The following is an 18,914-nucleotide window of genomic DNA, read 5'->3' as shown; positions in this document are numbered from 1 at the left end:
CCAGCAATGGAAGCAACTATGTCGCAGATGCAGATCGTCGAAAAAGCGCTTCGCGAGATGATCCTTGGCCTCGAGATCGGTCCTGGCGAGCGGCTGACGGAGCGCTGGATCGAGAGCCGCTTCGGCGCCTCGCGCACGCCGGTCAGGGCAGCCCTGCTGCGGCTGGAGACGGAAGGGCTGATCTGCCGCGACGGGCGCGGTTGGACCGTGTCGCCGATCAACCTTGCCGAATTGGAACAGATCGCTGTGTACCGCGAAGCGGTCGAGGTCGCGGCGGTCAGGCTGACTTCGGCGCTGGCCGACAGGAGCGCAGCCGATGTCATCGAGGCGATGCTGGACTCCTGCGACACTGCCACGCCGCGCGAGGAATGGCACCGCGTCGGCATGGATTTCCATATCGAACTGGCGCGGCTCTCCGGCAACGAGTTCCTGTTTCGGGCCGTGCGCGATGCCATGACGCGCCTGTCGCGGGCGCGCTGGCTGGAGGTGCGCGACGAGGCGGCGCTTGGCCGCGCCTGGAGCGAGCATCACGCCATTCTGGCAGCGGTGCGGGCCGGCGATGCCGATGCGGCGGCGGCGCGACTTTCCGCCCATATCGCCGGCAGCCGCGCCCGCCTGGTGACGTCGTTGCACAATGACCGGCGCGGCCTGCGCGCCAGGGGTTTTGCCGTCGTCGCCGCTTGATACCGGTCACGAAAACGAAAGAACGCCGACGCCATCCGCTTTCGGCCTCGCTTCGCGGACGCCGATGGCGTAAGAGGCGGCCATGGAAAACAACCGATTTGAAACACCCGTGACCGTTAAGTCGGGCACGGAGGGAAGCACTCAGCTCTTGCGTACGGTGCGCGAGGCTTCCGATTACCTGCTCAACAGCTGGCCCGGCAAGCGCAGCCCCAAGCACCGCGAAGCGCTGCAGGCCTGCCATGACGCGCTGGCCGGCGACAAGCCGGCGATGATTGCAAGACGCGCCTTCATCGCCGCCGCGCGCGAGGTCAACGTCTTCGTCAGCGACAAGGCCCCGGCCTGATCACATCGGCCTGATCACACCGGCATTTTGCCAGGATCCGGCCCGTTTCGCGGGCCGGTGATCCTGTCTTGCCTATTTTTCTGTCTCGGTGTCGGTTTTGGAACTTGCCTCGTTCTCAGGCTCGGCGCGCTCCTTGGCCGCGACCTTGGCGGCGAGCTTCTCCGCCTTCTTGGCGGCCTTCTGCCGGTCGCGCTCTTTGCGTTCCTGACCGTAATTCGGTGGTCGAGCCATATCGTTTCCTTTCGCTGTGCCTGATCCTGCCTAGAAGCATTGGCCGGCAAACACAACAGCGCCGCGAGGGCAGATGCCAGCGGTTCTGGACTTGCGTGATGGCGAACACAATGGTTTAGAAAAGGCTGCGGGACAGTTGCTGGAGCCGCCGCCGACCGATTTCGAATCAAAACGACCGATGGCCACGCTTCAAAGAAACGCACAGAAGCTGATCTACTATGCGCGCAACGCCATGCGCGACATCGCGCCGCCGGTTCTTTTCCGGCGCCGGCTCGGCCGGCTGCTCGATCAGGCCAGGCTTTCCGACGCATCGGTCCGCCAGCGGCTCAATTACTACAACACGCTGCGGGAGCCTTTTAGCCCCAGCCCCGAGGCCGTGCCGGTCAGCCGGCTGCCGTCGGACCGCAGCATGTACTATTACGATCTGAAGGAGTTCACCCGTTATTTCGACCCAGATCTGCGCATCGACCTGGAATTCGGCGACGTCATCGAAGTGCCGAAGATGCCGTCGATCGTCAAGGACCGGCCGATAGCGGGCGACAACGGCAACGGCGTCCTGTTCAAGCTGAACAAGTTCCGTCATTTCTACATGCCGGCCGACCATGTCGCCTTCGCCGACAAGCATCCGCTCGTCGTTTGGCGCGGCGAACTCAACAATCCGATCCGCACCTTGTTGCTGGATGCAGCCCGCAATCTGCCGTTCTGCGATGTCGGCACGCCGAGGGCGACAGCACTTGCGGAATACCGCAAGCCCTATCTCAGCATCGATCAGCAGCGCCGCTATCGCTACATCATCTCGCTCGAAGGCAATGATGTCGCGACCAATCTGAAATGGATCATGAGCTCGAACTCGCTCTGCCTGATGCCGCCGCCGACTTACGAGACCTGGTTCGCCGAGGGGCAACTCGAGCCCGATGTCCATTATGTGCCGCTGGCGCCCGACTTCAGCGATCTGGCCGAGCGGGTGCATCATCTCGAGCAGCATCCGGCCGAGGCCCAGCGCATCGTTGCGGCGGCCAACGCCTATTGCCGCAAATTCGCCGACGAGCGGGCCGAGCAGGCGATCTGCCTGCTCGTGCTCTACAAATATTTCGTGCTCAGCGGCCAGATCGAGCCCGATCCGCAGGTCTGGCGGTTTATCGCGGGCTAGCCGCTTCCGGCGCCCTTAAGTCAGATAACGCTGCGGTCCATAACCAGATCGGCCGGGCCGAAGCGGTCCTTCGCCGTAAACTGCTGGTGCCAGTAGGGATAGAGCACCGGCGGCCGGCTGACGGCATCGAGGCGCTGGCGTTCATCAAAGGACAGCGTCAGGCTTGCCGCGGCGAGATTGTCTTTCAACTGGGCCTCGTTGCGTGCGCCAATCACCAGCGAACTGACGGCCGGCCGGCCAAGCAGCCAGGCCAGCGCCACCTGGGCCGCCGAGACGCCGCGAGTGGCGCCGATGTCGACCAGCACGTCGACGATCCGCCACAGCCGGTCCTCGTCGCGGATCGGTGGTTCCGACCAGCCGCCGATCTGGCGCGCCGTCGGACTGTCGCGGCGGTATTTTCCCGACATCAGGCCGCCGGCGAGCGGGCTCCACACCAGCACGCCAAGGCCCTGGTCGACCGAGATCGGCAAGAGCTCATACTCGGCCTCGCGTGCTTCCAGCGTGTAGTGGATCTGCTGGGTGACGAAGCGCGGCTGGTGCTGGCTGTCGCTGATGCCGAGCGCCTTCATGACCTGCCAGCCGGAATAGTTGGAGCAGCCGACATAGCGGATCTTGCCCTGGGCAACCAGCGTGTCGAGCGCGGCGATGGTTTCCTCGAGCGGCGTCGCGCCATCCCATTCGTGCAGGAAATAGATGTCGATGACATCTGTCCTGAGGCGCTTCAGGCTCTTCTCGCATTCGCGGATCAGATGATGGCGCGACAGGCCCTCGTCATTGGGGCCCTTGCCGATCCGCATGCGCGCCTTGGAGGCGATCAGCACGTCGTTCTTGCGCTTGCCGCCGAGCGCCTCGCCGATGATCTCTTCCGACAATCCGTTCGAATAGACATTGGCGGTGTCGATGAGATTGATGCCGGCATCGATGCAAGTGTCGATGATGCGCGAGGCCTCCGCGAGATCGGAATTGCCGACGGCAGCGAACGGCCCGCTGCCGCCGAAGGTCATGGTTCCCAAGGTCAGCGTCGAAACTTTCAAGCCGGAACGGCCAAGCGTGCGGTATTCCATGTCGGTCCTCGCAATTTTGGTGGGTGGGGATTTACTGGAGAAGGGCGGGCAGCCCGAACGGGTCGGCCATTTGTAGGACAATTTGAGCGGCTTGTCGCCATGCCACGGCGATGGATCAGCCATGCCTCGCCGATTTGCAGCGATGATCGGCTGGCTGGCGGGTTGCAATAAAACCGTCATTGCCGGCCTATATCAAGTCGGCTCAGGGTTTCATGTCAGCCGGCAAGCGGAGCAGTGGAAATGACCGAGTTGAAGCAGAATTCTCCGGCCAGGGATTGGCTGGAAGCCGAACTCGCCGACATGCTCGACGAGGACTATGAGCTTGAAATGTCGGAGCCGGCGCTGTCGCTGGAGATCTCCAAGATCTACAAGAACGCGCATCCGCCGTCGATCGACCGCATGCAGTATTTCCGCGACCTGATCGGCTTGCAGCCGGAACTAATCAAGCTGCAGTCCTGGGTCGCCTACCACAAGAAGAAGCTGGTGGTGGTTTTCGAAGGACGCGATTCCGCCGGCAAGGGCGGCGTCATCAAGCGCATCACCCAGCGCCTCAACCCGCGCATCTGCCGCGTCGTGGCGCTGCCGGCGCCGACCGAGCGCGAAAAATCGCAGTGGTATTTCCAGCGCTACGTGCCGCATCTGCCGGCCGGCGGCGAGATCGTGCTGTTCGACCGCTCCTGGTACAACCGCTCCGGCGTCGAGCGGGTGATGGGCTTTGCCGAACCCGATCAGGTCGAAGAGTTCTTCCGCGACGTGCCGGAGTTCGAGCGCATGTTGGTCCGCTCCGGCGTCACGCTGGTCAAATACTGGTTCTCGATCACCGACGAGGAACAGCAGATGCGCTTCATGATGCGCATCCACGACCCGATGAAGCAGTGGAAGCTGTCGCCGATGGACCTGCAGTCGCGCGTGCGCTGGGAGCAGTACACCAAGGCCAAGGAAGAGACGTTTGCCCGCACCAACATCCCCGAGGCACCGTGGTACATCGTCGAAGGCAACGACAAGAAGCGGGCGCGGCTGAACTGCATCGACCATCTCCTCAAACAGCTGCCCTATGAGGACGTGCCGCACGAAGAAATCACGCTGCCCGAGCGGGTGTTCAACCCGGAGTACGAGCGCCAGGTCCTGCCGCGCGAGCTTTACGTGCCGGAGAAGTATTGAGCGTCTTCGCAATTGAAGACACGAGAGGACGGCATTCTTTCGCGCCCCCCTCTGTCCTGCCGGACATCTCCCCCACAAGGGGGGAGATTGGCAGCTTCGCCGATGGCGCCCTTCTTGCTACGTTGATGAGTGGCGAAAGCCGGCGCGACATCCGATCTCCCCCGGCGTGGGGGAGATGTCCGGAAGGACAGAGGGGGCGCGACGGATCGCAATTTTCCCAAATGAGGCTTACACCCGCTTGATCGTCACATGCGTGGCGAGCGCTGTCGCCACCTGCTCGGTGCACTGGTAACCCAGCTTCAGCATATCCAGCCCGGCAAACAGGCTCTCGCCCCTCCCGAGCAACACCGGCGACACCGCCAGATGCAACTCGTCAATGAGCTTCTCTTGCAGATATTGCCGGATGGTGGAAACGCCGCCGCCGACGCGGACATCCTTGCCGCCGGCCGCGGCCTTTGCTTGTTCGAGCGCGGCGTGGATGCCGCCGGTAACGAAGTGGAAAATGGTGCCGCCTTCCATCACAATGGAGTCGCGCTCGTAGTGGGTCAGCACGAAGGTCGGCACATGATAGGGCGGGTTGTCGCCCCACCAGCCTTTCCAGCTCTCGTCTGGCCATTCGCCGCGGATTGGACCGAACATGTTGCGGCCGAGGATCCAGGCGCCGACATTGTCGAAGCTGCGGACGGTGAACCGGTCGTCCACATCGGTGCTGCCGCCATCCTTGCCGACCATCTCGTGGAAGGTGCGGGTGCCGGTCATCCATTTGTGCAGATCTTCGCCACCAACGCCGAGCGGATTTTGCAGGTCCTGGTCAGGACCGGCGCCGAAACCGTCGAGCGACAAGGTGAAGGCATTGACGCGGAGTTTGGACATGGAAGACTCCCTTTGATGACCAGTTGTGATTTGCAATCAGTATTCAAACTGATTGCATTTTGCAACTAGTATTTTAGAGGCAAGCCGATCTGTGGAATGCGCAGGGACCTCAAGCCGCCACGCGCTTCGGCATCACCGCAAACGGGCTGAGCCCAAGCCAGATCTGCATCTTGCCGGCGACGTCGAGATCGCCGGTCAGGCTGATCTTGTCGCGTTCCTTGTGAACTGTCGTCAGCCCCATCCAGATCGAGGTCATGGTGCACAGATCGGTCGAGACGTAGAGATCGACGTCGAAGCCCGGATCGTACCAGCAAAGATCGACCTCGCCCTGCTTTTCGACGATCAGCCACCACGATCGTTTTGACGCCGGCAGGTCATGGTACAGGAATTGTATCACGGTGCGCCCGTCCGGCAGCGGACTGGGGTTCAGATTGCGCCGCATGTCCCACATCAGCAGCGACGGATCGAGGTTTTTGAGCGACAGCCTGGCCTCGACCCATTTCTGGCCCCAAAACCCCATCGCCTCGACAACCGGGCGCAAATCCCGGCCCGCCTCGGTCAGCCGGTATTCGAACACGCCCTTCTCGGTCGCGATCTCGGTCCGCTCGACGATGCCGCCGGCCTCGAGGTCCTTGAGCCGTTGCGACAGAAGGGTTGGCGACATTTTCGGCACGCCGCGGCGCAAATCGTTGAAGCGGGTCGACCCCGCCACCAGTTCGCGCAGCAGCACCATGGTCCAGCGTGTGCAGAGCAGCTCGGCGGCCATGGAGAGCGGGCAGAATTGCTTGTAACCGGCTTGTGTCATGTGGTGAGCTCCAAAAGATGTTGCCGGACCTTATTCAGAAAACCTGAGTTCAGCCAGTACAGAAGCTGTACTGGCACCCCCGGTACAGTTCTGTGACTGGAGCGGTCCGGCGCCGCCATGCGAGGCAGCGGTCACGTCACCGGGCAGTCCGGTGCCGATCCATGAGGAGTTGGACAATGACCGCTTACGTGATCGCAGACATCAAGGTGAAGGACGACAAATGGGTGCCGGCCTATGCCGCTTCGGTGCATGACCTCGTCCACAAGCATGGCGGCAAGTATCTCGCCCGCAGCGGCAATGTGAAGACGCTGGAGGGCAAGCCGCTCGACACCAGCCTGATCGCCATCATGGCGTTTCCGTCGGCAAAGGCAGCCGAAGCCTTCACCAACGATCCGCAATACGCTCCGTTTGTGGCGGAGCGTCAGAAGGGCAGCGACAGCCGCTTCCAACTGATCGACGATACCGATCTCGCCGGAACGATTCCTTATTTGCCAAAGGCGTGAGGAAAAGCCGGAACCCGGAGCATCCAGGTTCCGGCTAACCCTTCAGCAGTTGCGCCACTTCCGGCGCGAAGTAAGTCAGGATGCCGTCACAGCCGGCGCGCTTGAAGGCGAGCAGCGATTCCAGCATCGCCTTTTCGCCGTCGATCCAGCCATTGGCGGCCGCCGCCTTGATCATCGAATATTCGCCTGACACCTGGTAGGCGAAGGTCGGCATCTGGAACTCGTCCTTCAGCCGGCGGATGATGTCGAGATAGGGCAGGCCGGGCTTGACCATCAGCATGTCGGCGCCCTCGGCGATATCCTGCTCGGCCTCGCGCACCGCTTCGTCGGAATTGGCGTGGTCGAGATAATAGGTCTTCTTGTCACCCTTGAGCAGGCCGGCGGTGCCCACCGCCTCGCGATAGGGGCCATAGAAGGCGGAGGCGAATTTCGTCGCATAGGACATGATCGCCACATCCGAAAAACCGTTGGCGTCGAGTGCGTCGCGAATGGCGCCGATGCGGCCGTCCATCATGTCGGACGGCGCGATGATGTCGGCGCCGGCCGCCGCCTGGATGACGGCCGCGGCGGTCACCTGTTCCACCGTCTCGTCATTGACGATGATGCCGTCGCGCAAGATGCCGTCATGGCCGTGCGAGGTGAACGGGTCGAGCGCCGCATCGGTGATGATGCCGATCTCCGGCACCGCGTCCTTGATGGCGCGGGTGGCGCGGTTGATGATGTTTTCCGGGTCGAGGATGTGCGATCCCGTCTGGTCGCGCAGGCTGAGTTCAACATTGGGGAAGGTGGCGATCGCCGGAATGCCGAGCTTAGCGGCCCGCTCGGCCTCCTTGACGGCGAGGTCCAGCGACAGGCGGAAGACGCCGGGCATGGCGGCGATCGGCTCGCGCGTGTTCTTGCCGTCGATGACGAAGATCGGCCAGATCAGATCGTTCACCGTAAGCCGGTTTTCCTGCACTAGGCGGCGCAACCAGTCGGCCTTGCGCATGCGCCGCAAGCGGCGGCTGCCGGTGATCTCGTCGACGCTGCGCGCACCGGCGGGCTTTGCCGGCGCGAATTTGTTGCTCGTCGCGGGGGTGAATTTGTTCATCGCAAAAACTCCGGGTCGAGGCGGCTTTTACCACGAGGCCTTGCCGCTGACCAATGCGACACGATTGTGCCAGCCGATGACGCGGTGCTTACGGCTTTGGCGGCCACGCCAGTTCTGGGCCGGTTTTGAACAACGACACATTGTTGGTGAAGGTGCTCTCCGGGGCGAGCCGGATCAGGCGCCCGTCCGGATGGCCGATGTCGGCGACATTGTCGATGAACCAGCGGTTCCAGGTCGCCTCCGGGCCGAGATATTTGTGCAGCAGCCGTTTGAAGCGGTTCGGCGCCATCGCTTCTATGGTGGCGACGCCGCGCAGGCCGAGATGCAGCAGGATGCCGGCCTCATTGTCGAAATGGACGATCTCCACGGCGCAGCGCGGGTCGCGTTCGAGGTGTTTGACAGCACTTGCGCCGGTCGAGCCGAGCAGCCAGATCGCAGCGTCCTCCCAGATGAACCACATCGGCGCGTTGCGCGGCGCGCCGTCAGCGGTCACGGTCGCCAGATTGGCCATCAGCGGGCGGCTGAGAACATCATCCGGGTCGAACTTTTTCGGCATCTCCCAGCCATGGCTCGGCGCTGCGGTTTCAAGCGTCATGCGTTTGTCCCTGCATCAGAAGAAAGGCTGTTTTGCCCGGCAATTTTGCGCGCATTTCTGTCGGGGGCAAAGCACGGTCGCGTTCCATTGCGAAAATCCAAACCGCGCCCGCCGGTTGACGCACCCATGCGCCACCTTTAGCACTTCAGTCCCGCAGGCGCGGGGAGGGATTCTCTGACGATGGATTTTGGCGGCGGCGACGAGATCCGCTTCGAACGGTTGGGCAAGGCAGGCGTCGTCACGCTGACGCGGCCGCAGGCGCTCAATGCGCTGACACATCGCATGATCAAGGCGCTGGACAAGGCGCTCGACGCTTTTGAGCGCGATACCGGCGTCGATGTCGTCATCGTCAAGGCCGAGGGCAGGGCGTTTTGCGCCGGCGGCGACATCATGCACGTCTACGAGGCCCGCGCCGGAAAGCCGCCGGTCGAGTTCTTCGCCGACGAATACCGGCTCAACGCCCGCATCAACAGTTACAAAAAGCCCTATGTCGCGCTGATCGACGGGATCGTTATGGGCGGCGGCGTCGGCATCTCTTTCCACGGTTCGCAGCGTGTGCTGACCGAGAACGCCCAGTTCGCCATGCCCGAAGTCGGCATCGGTTTCTTCCCCGATGTCGGCGGCAGCCATCTTCTGCCCGACCTTGGCGGCAGCTTCGGCATGTATCTGGCGCTGACCGGCAACCGCATTCGCTATGGCGATGCGCTGTGGTCTGGCCTGGCCACCCACACCATCAAGGCCGCCGACCAGGCTGCCTTTCTCGATCGGCTCTGCGCCAATGGCGATCCGGAATCGGTGCTGCGCGGCTTTTTCGTGCCGGCCAGGCGGGAGACCGGCCAGCCGGTGCTGGAAGCCATTGCCCGGCATTTTTCCCAACCCTCGCTCGCCGAAATCCTCGAGAGCCTGGAGCGGGCGGCAGGCGCCGACGAGTTTGCCGCCAAGACGCTGGCCACCATCCGCACCCGCTCGCCGACCAGCCTCAATGTCGCGTGGCGCCAGATCAGCGCCGGGCTGACGCTGTCGATGGAAGCCTGCATGAAGATGGAGTTCCGCATCCTCAACCGCATGCTGGCCGGGCACGACTTCTATGAAGGCATCCGCGCCGTCCTCGTCGACAAGGGTTCGACGCCGCAGTGGCGGCCGGCAAGCCTGGCCGAGGTCGACGCTGCTTCGGTGGACGCCTATTTCGCGCCGCTCGAACGGGAGCTCGAACTGTGAGCGAGGTCACGTCGCGGCGCATCGTGCTGCAGCCCTCGGGTGTCGAGATCATCTTCGCCTGGTTCCAGCGCGTCATAGCGGGCTATTGCCTGCTGTTCGGCATCCTGTACTGGATCCGGCTGATCGGCTTTTATCCCGGCCCGCTGTGGCGCTTCGACCTGATGCCGGTGCACTGGCAGGTCGTGGCGGTGATGCTGGCCGTGTTCTTCCCCTTCGCCGCCGCCGGCCTCTGGATGCTGGCGTCGTGGGGCCCGGTGATCTGGTTCATCTGCGCGGTGACCGAGACCATCATGTATGCCGGCTTCCCCGATCTGTACGGCCACCGGCCGCTGATCGTCTTCTCGCATGCCGCGGTGGCGCTGCTCTACATCGCCTTCCGCGCCGTTATCTGGATGCGCAAGCGCCCCGCGCGCGCCTGAAACGCCGCCCCGCAGCCATTGGGTAAATCTTTAGGTTAATTATCCTTGCTCGGGTGACCGTTCGTTAAGCGTCTTGCGAAACCTATTACCGGTAAGCTCTTGTTAGCCCTAGCGTTTAAGTCGAATTTTATGAGTATTCGATAGTGTCGCAATCAAGGTGAAAAACAAAAAATCACCAGGGCGACAAACGAGAGGCAAAGACAATGATCAATTCGCGTCCGGCGGCGAAGACCGCCAACGTATCCGACGATCGCCGCGAGGCTATCCGTTCGCTTTACATGGAATCGCTGCAGCTGGTGGAGCGTCTGCATCGCCGTCTGCTTGACGTGATCAAGGACGAGTTCGACCGCAACGGCCGTTCCGACATCAATGCCATCCAGGCGCTGCTTCTGTTCAATATCGGCAATTCCGAACTGACCGCCGGCGAGCTGCGCTCGCGTGGCTACTATCTCGGCTCGAACGTCTCCTACAATCTGAAGAAGCTGGTCGATCTCGGCTTCATCAACCACCAGCGCTCGCGCATCGACCGCCGTTCGGTCCGCGTTTCGCTGACGCCGAAGGGCAATGAAGTGGCGGAAGTCGTCGCCGGTCTCTATGAGCGCCATGTCGGCTCGATCGAACAGGTCGGCGGCATCAACAGCGAAGAGTTCAAGCAGATGAACCGCGCGCTGCAGCGCCTCGACCGCTTCTGGAACGACACCATCGCCTACCGGATGTAATCAGCGGGCCATTGAATAGCAGTTGCGCCGGAAGAAGCGCGGCCGGAGGCAAGTCTCAGTCAACAGGCCGGTGCCGAAAAGCACCGGCCTTTTCTTTTTCGAGCCGCCTGCGCTTCCAATTCGGCGCAAAGCCACGTTGCCGCCATATTCGCGGTGGAAGCGAGGGCTGTGGGTATGCGGCGGCGAAAGCTGTTCGCGCGCCTGTAAGGTCGCATCGCCGTCCGCTTTTGACGGCCAGGTGACGCAGGTCATGGTTGGCTAATTGTTAACAGTGCCAACTTTAGAGTGCGGGCGATATCGCCCAACATCGAGCACGTAGCCGAACGCTGCAACAGCCAAACGCTACAAGCCAAACACGACAAGAATGTCTGGAACGTCCATGAGAACCAGCCGCCGCTTTTTCCTTTCCGGAGCTTCCGCGCTCGCCGTTGCCATGGTTGCCAATGCCGCCAGCGCGCAGGATGTGATCGACGATATCCTGAAGTCTTCGAACCGTGGCAATTGGGACGACCAGTTCGACGCCCGCGTCTCCGAAGGCGGCAAGGTCGCCTCGACGCTGCCGATCTTCAGCCTGCAGACGGTCGCCTTCACCGAACAGGCGGTGGCGCAGTATCAGAACATCGTCGCCCAGGGCGGCTGGGGCGAGGTGCCGGCGACCAAGAAGCTGCAGCTTGGCGTCGACGATCCGGACGTGGTGCCGCTGCGCAAGCGGCTGATGGTTTCGGGCGACCTGGCGCAGAGCGCCGGCATTTCGACATCGTTCGATTCCTACGTCGACGCCGCGGTCAAGCGCTTCCAGGCGCGCCATGGCCTGCCGGCCGACGGCGCCATGGGCAAATACACCTACGCCGCGATGAACGTTTCGGCGCAGATCCGCCTCGGTCAGTTGCAGACCAACCTGGAGCGCCTGCGCGAAAAGGCCGGCACGCTGGGCAGCCGTTATGTGCTGGTCGATATCCCGGCGGCACAGATCGAGGCGGTCGAGAACGATCGCGTCGTGCTGCGCCACACCGCAATCGTCGGCAAGATCGACCGCCAGACCCCGGTGGTCAATTCCAAGATCAACGAGATCATCGTCAATCCTTACTGGAACGCGCCGGTCTCGATCGTGCGCAAGGACATCATTCCGCTGATGCGGAAGAACCCCGACTATCTCAAGGACAGCCATATCCGCCTGTTTGCGCCTGATGGCAGCGAAGTCGATCCGATGACTGTCGACTGGTCGACGGATGATGCCGCAAAATACCGCTTCCGCCAGGATCCGGGTTCCGGCAACGCCATGGCCTCGGTGAAGATCAACTTCCCCAGCCCCGACGGCGTCTACATGCACGACACGCCGCAGCAAAGCCTGTTCGGCAAGATGATGCGCTTCGATTCCTCGGGCTGCGTGCGTGTCCAGAACGTGCGCGACCTCGTCACATGGATCCTGCGCGACACACCCGGCTGGGACCGCCAGCATTTCGAGGCGACCATCAAGACCGGCGAGAACACGCCGGTGCAGGTCGTCAACCCGGTTCCGGTCCACTTCCTCTATGTGTCGGCCTGGTCGACGGGTCCGGGCGTCGTGCAGTTCCGCGACGACGTCTACGCGCTCGATGGCGCCAGCGAACTGCAGATCACCTCTTCGCTCTAAGCGGCTGATCTCCTTCAGGAAAGGCCACCGCAAGGTGGCCTTTTCCGTTCGACATCCCAACAGAAGAAGACTGGTGGCCGCCAGCCATGCAGGCCATGAACACTGCCGGACGTTGCGCCGCAGGCCCATCTGGACGGACTAACGGCAATTGCGCATGGTCCTCAAAACAGCCGGAATCGCGCCATGCAGGTCGCAATCTTCATCCTCGCCGTGCTGGTCTTCGTCGCTCTTTCCGGCGCACTGGTGCGGTTGGTTCGGGTGCCGCTGCCGGTGCTGCAGATTGCCATCGGCGCCGCGCTCGCCTGGCCGGTGAAAGGCATCCATGTCGAGATCGACCCCGAACTCTTCCTGCTGGTGTTCATTCCGCCGCTTTTGTTCGGCGATGCCTATGGAGCGCCCAAACGCGAGCTGATCGCGCTGCGCGGACCGATCCTCGATCTGGCCATCGGGCTGGTCTTCTTTGCCATTGTCGGCTTCGGTTATGCCTTGCACTGGTTGGTGCCGAGCATCCCGCTGGTCGTCGCCTTCGCGCTCGCCGCCGTGCTGTCCCCGACCGACGCCGTGGCGGTGTCCTCGATCGTCGACAGAAGCCTGGTGCCGGCGCGGCTGATGCATATTCTGGAAGGCGAGGCGCTGCTCAACGACGCCTCGGGCCTGGTCATGTTCCGCTTCGCCGTCGCCGCCGCCGTGACCGGCAGCTTTTCCTTCGCCGATGCATCGCTGTCCTTCGTCTATGCCGTCGCCATCGGCATCCTGGCCGGCATCGCCGCGTTGTTCATCGCCGCCAGGCTGCTGCAGCTTCTGAATCGCATCGGCGGCGTTCCGGCCGAGGCGCAGGTTCTGGTCATGGTCCTGCTGCCCTTCATTGCCTATCTCGTCGCCGAACATCTGCATGCCTCAGGCATTCTGGCGGCGGTCACCGCCGGGCTTTTGACCGGCGGCTCCGGCGTCTTCCGCTTCCTCGGCGTCTCGGCGCGCATGCAGACGATCTCGCTGTGGACGACCTTGTCCTTCGTCTACAATGGCGCGCTGTTCATCGTGCTCGGCATGCAGCTTCCCGAAATCATTCGCCGCGTGCCGCCCGAACTGACCGGCCATTACCCGATCATCCAGCCGGTCGCGACGGTGATAGCGCTGACGCTGTGCCTGATCGCGCTGCGCTTCCTCTGGATCTGGGTCGGCGATATCGCGGCAGGCCTCAAGGCAAAATGGGGAAAGCGCAAGGCCGAGCCGTTTGGCATGCGTGTGCGGCTTGCCGGCTCGGTGGCGGGCGTGCGCGGCGCGATCACGCTGGCCGGCATCCTGTCGCTGCCGGTTGCCATGCCGGACGGCTCGTCTTTTCCGGCGCGCGACCTGGTGATCTTCCTCGCCGCCGGCGTCATCATCTGTTCGCTCGCCATCGCCAGCGTGGCGCTGCCGAAGATAGCGCACGGACTGGTCGAGCCGGGCGAGGATGGCAGCGCCATCGAGGAGCGTCTCGCCCGCATCGGCGCCGCCAAGGCGGCCATCGCCCGCATCGAAAGCATGGCGGGCCCCAGCGACGACGACCAGGGCGAGGTGCCCGGCGCCAGGCTTGCCGCCGCCGAAAACATCGTCGCCGGCTACCGGCGCCGCATCGCCACCTCGGACGAGGCCGACGACGCCCGGGCGGAGGCCCGCGAAGCCGGGCGGCTGGAGCTCGAAATGCGGCTTGCCGGCATCGAGGCCGAGCGCATCGCCGTGCGCGACATGTTAAGCAGCGGCGCGATCAACGACCATACGGCGCGGGCGCTGTTTACCGAGATCACGCTCACCGAAGCCTTGCTGCAGGGGCGGCAGGAGCGAAAATAGCGGTTCAGGGCCGCTCTGGCGCAATCCGGCCAGCAAATTTCGCGCTGCAAACGTGGCGAGGCGAAAACAACTGTGTTAATGGCGCGGCAATGCATGTCGCCCGGAACCGTGCAGCGGTTTCGGGCAACGATATGCATAGATAAATGCCCCGAACCGAAGGATTTCAGGCCATGGCAACTGCAGCGGCAGCGTCGAACAAATTCGAATCCTTCTTCGAAACCACGCTGGAAGATGCCGATCCGGAGATCTTCGGCTCGATCCGCAACGAGCTTGGCCGCCAGCGTCACGAGATCGAGCTGATCGCCTCGGAAAACATCGTTTCGCGCGCCGTGCTCGAGGCGCAGGGCTCGATCATGACCAACAAATACGCCGAGGGTTATCCGGGCAAGCGCTATTATGGCGGCTGCCAGTTCGTCGACGTCGCCGAGGAACTCGCTATCGAGCGCGCCAAAAAGCTGTTCGGCTGCAACTTCGCCAATGTCCAGCCGAATTCCGGCAGCCAGATGAACCAGGCGGTCTTCCTGGCGCTGCTGCAGCCGGGCGATACCTTCATGGGCCTCGACCTGAACTCCGGCGGCCACCTGACGCACGGCTCGCCCGTCAATATGAGCGGCAAATGGTTCAAGGTCGTTTCCTATGGCGTGCGCAAGGACGACCATCTGCTCGACATGGATGCGATCGAAAAGACCGCGCATGAGACCAAGCCGAAGCTGATCCTGGCCGGCGGCACCGCCTATTCGCGCATCTGGGACTGGAAGCGCTTTCGCGAGATCGCCGATGCGGTCGGCGCCTATCTGATGGTCGACATGGCCCATATCGCCGGCCTGGTTGCCGGCGGCGTGCATCCGTCACCGCTGCCGCACGCCCATGTCGTGACCACGACCACGCACAAATCGTTGCGAGGCCCGCGCGGCGGCATGATCCTGTGCAATGACGAGGACATCGCCAAGAAGATGAACTCGGCGGTTTTCCCCGGCCTGCAGGGCGGCCCGCTGATGCATGTCATCGCCGCCAAGGCGGTCGCCTTCGGCGAGGCGCTGAAGCCGAGCTTCAAGCTCTATGCCGAGAGTGTCGCCGCCAACGCGAAGGCGCTGGCGTCGAGCCTCAAGGAAACCGGCCTCGACATCGTCTCCGGCGGCACCGACAACCATCTGATGCTGGTCGATCTCAGGCCCAAGAACGCCACCGGCAAGCGCGCCGAGGCAGCGCTCGGCCGCGCCAACATCACCTGCAACAAGAACGGCATCCCGTTCGATCCGGAAAAGCCTTTCGTCACCTCTGGCGTGCGTCTGGGCACGCCGGCCGGCACCACGCGCGGCTTCGGCCAGGCCGAGTTCCGCGAGATCGGCAAGCTGATCGCCGAAGTGCTGGACGGGCTGAAGGTCGCCAATTCCGACGAAGGCAATGCGGCTGTGGAAGCAGCCGTGAAGGCCAAGGTCGTGGCGCTGACCGATCGTTTCCCGCTCTATCCCTATCTCGGTTGACCGCCAGCGGCGCTTCGTCTTTTATCCCGCGCTCTGCGCCGCTTGCTGTCCGGGCGGCGCGGCCTGTGGAGATCTGACGATGCGCATGTTCCATCCTGCCGTTCTGGCCTTCCTCGGCTTGCTTGCCGCTTTCACCGCGTCAGGCGCGATCGCCCAGGAGCAGACGCAGCCGGGCACGGATATCCCGGCCACCAACACCTTTGGCAGGTGGACCACCATCATCGATGCGCTCGACACCGGCCAGGATTCGCACAAGACCTGTGCGGCCTCGACAGCCTTTGTCGACGGCAACGGCAATGCCGGCACGCTGACGCTTTCGATCTCGACCGGCGACGCCCTGCCGCCCGATGCCTATCCGGCGATCATGTTCACCATCGCCAACAAGGAGCTGCCGACCGGCAAGAAGATCGCCGCGACCTTCGGTGACCCCGGCGTCAAGGTTTCCGCGACCGTCTATTCCAATGATGCCGGCCGCCCGAGCTGGACCGTCGACAACCAGGCCAAGACCAGTCTCGCTTTGTTGCGGGCCATGCGCCAGGTCATCTCGCTCGACGTGACGTTCGGCAAGCAAGCCGTCGCCAGCATCCCTATGGACGGCTTCACCAAGGCCTACCGCAACCTCGGAACGTCCTGCGGCTTCCCGACCAAGGACGTCGCGCCCTGACATATCTGGCGCGGCTGGCAATTTTCCTCCCGCCTCGCTATCTCTGAGGGCGCGAGCGGCCGTTGCCGAACCTTTGCCGTCCCGGCAAAAACCTCTAAGCCTATCGTTCCGCCAGAATCGCCAACCTGAAGGCTCTCCATGCGCTGTCCCTATTGCCAGTCTGAAGATACGCAGGTGAAGGATTCGCGCCCCGCCGAGGATGGCGCGGCGATCCGCCGGCGGCGCGTCTGTCCCGATTGCGGTGGCCGTTTCACCACTTTCGAGCGCGTCCAGTTGCGCGACCTCGTGGTGGTGAAGAAGTCCGGCAGAAAGGTGCCGTTCGACCGCGACAAGCTCTTGCGTTCGGTGGAGATCGCGGTGCGCAAGCGCAATGTCGATCCCGAGCGCATCGACCGCGCCGTCACCGGCATCGTGCGCCAGCTCGAAAGCTCCGGCGAGACTGAAATCGCCTCGGGCGAGGTCGGCCGGCTCGTCATGGAAGCGCTGAAGTCGCTCGACGACGTCGCCTATGTCCGCTTCGCCTCGGTCTATCGCAATTTCCGTGAGGCCAAGGACTTCCATGACGTGCTGGGTGAGCTCAAAGGTGACGAACTCAAAGGCGACGAGCTGAAGAGCGAAGAGGACGCCGGCTGAGCATGGCAAGCCAAACGTCAGGGAAGGCCGATCAGCAGGCCCTCGATCGCCGCTTCATGGCCGCGGCGCTGAGGCTCTCGCGCAGAAATGCCGGCCGCACCTCGACCAACCCTTCCGTCGGCACCATAATCGTTCGCGACGATGGCGCCGGCCCGATGATCGTCGGCACAGGGGTCACCGCTGTTGGCGGCCGGCCGCATGCCGAGACCGAGGCGCTGACTGAAGCCGGCGAGTTGGCGCGCGGCGCCACCGCCTATGTCACGCTGGAGCCCTGCGCCCACCATGGCCGCACCCCGCCTTGCGCCAACGCGCTGGTCAATGCCGGAGTGGCGCGGGTCGTCGGCGCCGCCAGCGATCCCGATCCGCGCGTCTCCGGCAAAGGCTATGCCATCCTGCGCGCCGCCGGCATCGAAGTGGTCGAAAAGGTGCTGGTCGAGGAAGCCGCCGAGCAGATGGCCGGCTATTTGATTCGATCCATGAAAAAGCGTCCGGAAGTGACTCTGAAGCTTGCGCTTTCCAGCGACGGCAAGATCGGCAGGCATGGCGCCGGCCAGGTCGCGATCACCGGCGATATCGCCCGCCGCGAAGTCTATCTGATGCGCGCCGAAGCCGATGGCATACTGGTCGGCATCGGCACGGCGCTGGAGGATGATCCCGCGCTCACCGTGCGGCTGCCGGGGCTGGAGAACCGCTCGCCGGCGCGCATCGTGCTCGACCGCCAGATCAGGCTGCCGGAAGCCTCGAAGCTGGTCTCCGGCACCGACCGGGTGCCGCTCTATGTCGCCGCGAGCCTGGAGGCTGATCCGCTACGGCGGTCGGTGCTGGAGCGTGCCGGCGTGCGCTTCATCGGCACCGAAACCCATGAAGGCGGCGTGGCCTTGCCGGAACTGCTCGAGGATCTCGGCGCGCTCGGCATGGCCAGCGTTCTGGTCGAAGGCGGCGCCAAGGTGGCCAGCGCCTTCCTCGCCGAAGGACTGATCGACCGCATCGTGCTGTTCCAGGGACCGGAAGCGATCGGCGAGGGCGGCATTGCATCGCCCATCGACGCCAACCATATCCCGGCAGGCTTCCGCAAATTGCGCGAGATGCGCTTCGGGGAAGACAGCTATGCCGAATGGGTGAGAGATATCTGAAATGTTCACTGGAATTGTCACCGATATCGGCACCGTCGCGGCCGTCAAGCCGTTGAGCGAAGGCGTCGGCCTGCGCATCGACACCGCCTATGACCCCGCGACGATCGCCATCGGTGCCTCGATCTCCTGCGGCGGCGTCTGCCTGACGGTGACGGCGCTGCCAGATGGCGGCTCGAACGCCCGCTGGTTCGAGGTCGAAGCCTGGGAAGAGGCCCTCAGGCTGACCACGGCGTCGGGCTGGAAATCAGGCACCAAGGTCAATCTCGAGCGGGCACTGAAGATCGGCGACGAACTTGGCGGCCACATCGTGTCGGGCCATGTCGACGGCATGGCCGAAATCGTCGAGCGGAAGGATGAAGGCGATGCCGTTCGCTTCACGCTGGAGGCGCCGCGCGAACTGGCAAAATTCATTGCCCCAAAAGGCTCCGTCGCACTCGACGGCACCTCGCTCACCGTCAACAAGGTCGAAGGCGCCCGTTTCGATGTGCTGTTGATCCACCATTCGCTGACCGTGACCACTTGGGGCGAGCGCAAGGTCGGCGACAAGGTCAACCTCGAGATCGACACCATGGCCCGCTACGCCGCGCGCCTAGTCGAGGCGGCGAAAGAGGGGCTTTGATGGCCGCAAGACTCACAATCGAACAGAAAAAGCGGCTTACGCGCGAAGCAATGGCCGATGTAG

Annotated in this window: 22 protein-coding genes; 15 read left to right on the top strand and 7 right to left on the bottom strand. The window is 63.4% G+C overall.

Going from position 1 to position 18,914, the window contains the following annotated elements:
* Nucleotides 1-18 precede the first annotated feature (18 nt).
* Nucleotides 19-684: a GntR family transcriptional regulator gene (locus X727_RS151430; protein ID WP_023727510.1), complete on the top strand. Its 666-nt coding sequence runs from the start codon at nt 19-21 to the stop codon at nt 682-684.
* A gap of 109 nt (nt 685-793) precedes the next feature.
* Nucleotides 794-1,027 carry a DUF982 domain-containing protein gene (locus tag X727_RS151435; RefSeq protein ID WP_245259900.1) on the top strand — a complete coding sequence of 78 codons (234 nt, stop codon included), beginning with the start codon at nt 794-796 and terminating at the stop codon, nt 1,025-1,027.
* Nucleotides 1,028-1,099: 72 nt separating this feature from the next.
* Here the strand turns inward: X727_RS151435 and X727_RS1000000166435 are convergent, their stop codons facing one another.
* Complete coding sequence (locus tag X727_RS1000000166435) at nt 1,100-1,258, bottom strand: hypothetical protein (protein WP_023673009.1); 159 nt, start codon at nt 1,256-1,258, stop codon at nt 1,100-1,102.
* A gap of 178 nt (nt 1,259-1,436) precedes the next feature.
* Here X727_RS1000000166435 and X727_RS151440 point away from each other — a divergent pair, with 178 nt between their 5' ends.
* Nucleotides 1,437-2,408 carry a glycosyl transferase family 90 gene (locus tag X727_RS151440; protein ID WP_023834255.1) on the top strand — a complete coding sequence of 324 codons (972 nt, stop codon included), beginning with the start codon at nt 1,437-1,439 and terminating at the stop codon, nt 2,406-2,408.
* Between the two features lie 20 nt (nt 2,409-2,428).
* Here the strand turns inward: X727_RS151440 and X727_RS151445 are convergent, their stop codons facing one another.
* Nucleotides 2,429-3,472, bottom strand: coding sequence for an aldo/keto reductase (locus X727_RS151445; RefSeq protein WP_023715391.1), 1,044 nt, complete (start codon nt 3,470-3,472; stop codon nt 2,429-2,431).
* 240 nt (nt 3,473-3,712) lie between these two features.
* Between X727_RS151445 and ppk2 the strand changes: the two genes are divergently transcribed.
* Nucleotides 3,713-4,633 (top strand): polyphosphate kinase 2, encoded by a 921-nt coding sequence (gene ppk2 / locus X727_RS151450; RefSeq protein ID WP_023834254.1) that lies wholly within the window; start codon nt 3,713-3,715, stop codon nt 4,631-4,633.
* A 228-nt stretch (nt 4,634-4,861) separates the two neighbouring features.
* On the opposite strand, the gene X727_RS151455 is transcribed toward ppk2, so the two are convergent.
* The gene (locus tag X727_RS151455) at nt 4,862-5,506 is read right to left on the bottom strand and encodes a dihydrofolate reductase family protein (protein ID WP_023727512.1); all 645 of its coding nucleotides are present in this window, start codon (nt 5,504-5,506) and stop codon (nt 4,862-4,864) included.
* A 109-nt stretch (nt 5,507-5,615) separates the two neighbouring features.
* Entirely contained in the window at nt 5,616-6,311 is a 696-nt protein-coding gene (locus X727_RS151460) for a helix-turn-helix domain-containing protein (RefSeq protein WP_023682403.1), read from the bottom strand.
* Nucleotides 6,312-6,487: 176 nt separating this feature from the next.
* Between X727_RS151460 and X727_RS151465 the strand changes: the two genes are divergently transcribed.
* On the top strand, nt 6,488-6,814 hold the full coding sequence (locus X727_RS151465; RefSeq protein WP_023693250.1) for a DUF1330 domain-containing protein: 327 nt from the start codon (nt 6,488-6,490) through the stop codon (nt 6,812-6,814).
* A gap of 34 nt (nt 6,815-6,848) precedes the next feature.
* Here X727_RS151465 and hemB read toward each other — a convergent pair whose 3' ends face one another.
* Together hemB and X727_RS151475 are read right to left on the bottom strand one after the other, a co-directional pair.
* Nucleotides 6,849-7,904 carry a porphobilinogen synthase gene (hemB, locus tag X727_RS151470; protein WP_023724522.1) on the bottom strand — a complete coding sequence of 352 codons (1,056 nt, stop codon included), beginning with the start codon at nt 7,902-7,904 and terminating at the stop codon, nt 6,849-6,851.
* Nucleotides 7,905-7,992: 88 nt separating this feature from the next.
* Nucleotides 7,993-8,499, bottom strand: a complete 507-nt coding sequence (locus X727_RS151475) for a pyridoxamine 5'-phosphate oxidase family protein (protein WP_023705074.1) — start codon at nt 8,497-8,499, stop codon at nt 7,993-7,995.
* 180 nt (nt 8,500-8,679) lie between these two features.
* Here X727_RS151475 and X727_RS151480 point away from each other — a divergent pair, with 180 nt between their 5' ends.
* The 3 genes from X727_RS151480 to X727_RS151490 all read left to right on the top strand — a co-directional run bounded on the left by X727_RS151480 (nt 8,680) and on the right by X727_RS151490 (nt 10,855).
* Nucleotides 8,680-9,717, top strand: coding sequence for an enoyl-CoA hydratase/isomerase family protein (locus tag X727_RS151480; protein WP_023672999.1), 1,038 nt, complete (start codon nt 8,680-8,682; stop codon nt 9,715-9,717).
* Nucleotides 9,714-10,136: a DUF6163 family protein gene (locus X727_RS151485; protein ID WP_023736468.1), complete on the top strand. Its 423-nt coding sequence runs from the start codon at nt 9,714-9,716 to the stop codon at nt 10,134-10,136. The genes X727_RS151480 and X727_RS151485 overlap by 4 nt, the downstream gene beginning before the upstream one ends.
* A 203-nt stretch (nt 10,137-10,339) precedes the next feature.
* Entirely contained in the window at nt 10,340-10,855 is a 516-nt protein-coding gene (locus tag X727_RS151490) for a winged helix DNA-binding protein (RefSeq protein ID WP_023672997.1), read from the top strand.
* On the opposite strand, the gene X727_RS151495 is transcribed toward X727_RS151490, so the two are convergent.
* Nucleotides 10,856-11,107, bottom strand: coding sequence for a hypothetical protein (locus X727_RS151495; RefSeq protein ID WP_023834253.1), 252 nt, complete (start codon nt 11,105-11,107; stop codon nt 10,856-10,858).
* 127 nt (nt 11,108-11,234) lie between these two features.
* On the opposite strand from X727_RS151495, the gene X727_RS151500 reads away from it, so the two are divergent.
* From X727_RS151500 to X727_RS151530, 7 genes are all read left to right on the top strand, one after another.
* A complete protein-coding gene (locus tag X727_RS151500; protein WP_023834252.1) occupies nt 11,235-12,488 on the top strand; it encodes a L,D-transpeptidase family protein in 1,254 nt (417 codons plus the stop codon).
* Between the two features lie 183 nt (nt 12,489-12,671).
* The gene (locus X727_RS151505) at nt 12,672-14,318 is read left to right on the top strand and encodes a Na+/H+ antiporter (protein ID WP_023834251.1); all 1,647 of its coding nucleotides are present in this window, start codon (nt 12,672-12,674) and stop codon (nt 14,316-14,318) included.
* Nucleotides 14,319-14,488: 170 nt separating this feature from the next.
* Nucleotides 14,489-15,802, top strand: coding sequence for a serine hydroxymethyltransferase (glyA, locus tag X727_RS151510; protein WP_023669349.1), 1,314 nt, complete (start codon nt 14,489-14,491; stop codon nt 15,800-15,802).
* Between the two features lie 79 nt (nt 15,803-15,881).
* Complete coding sequence (locus tag X727_RS151515; RefSeq protein WP_023821122.1) at nt 15,882-16,466, top strand: hypothetical protein; 585 nt, start codon at nt 15,882-15,884, stop codon at nt 16,464-16,466.
* 138 nt (nt 16,467-16,604) lie between these two features.
* On the top strand, nt 16,605-17,099 hold the full coding sequence (gene nrdR, locus X727_RS151520; protein WP_023669351.1) for a transcriptional regulator NrdR: 495 nt from the start codon (nt 16,605-16,607) through the stop codon (nt 17,097-17,099).
* Nucleotides 17,100-17,101: 2 nt separating this feature from the next.
* A complete protein-coding gene (gene ribD, locus X727_RS151525; protein WP_023753654.1) occupies nt 17,102-18,232 on the top strand; it encodes a bifunctional diaminohydroxyphosphoribosylaminopyrimidine deaminase/5-amino-6-(5-phosphoribosylamino)uracil reductase RibD in 1,131 nt (376 codons plus the stop codon).
* Between the two features lies 1 nt (nt 18,233).
* Nucleotides 18,234-18,851 carry a riboflavin synthase gene (locus tag X727_RS151530; RefSeq protein ID WP_023823267.1) on the top strand — a complete coding sequence of 206 codons (618 nt, stop codon included), beginning with the start codon at nt 18,234-18,236 and terminating at the stop codon, nt 18,849-18,851.
* The last annotated feature ends 63 nt before the right edge of the window (nt 18,852-18,914 follow it).

The sequence above is a fragment of the Mesorhizobium sp. L103C105A0 genome (assembly GCF_000502215.1).
Lineage (GTDB): Bacteria > Pseudomonadota > Alphaproteobacteria > Rhizobiales > Rhizobiaceae > Mesorhizobium.
This window is presented reverse-complemented; position numbering and strand designations above follow the sequence as displayed.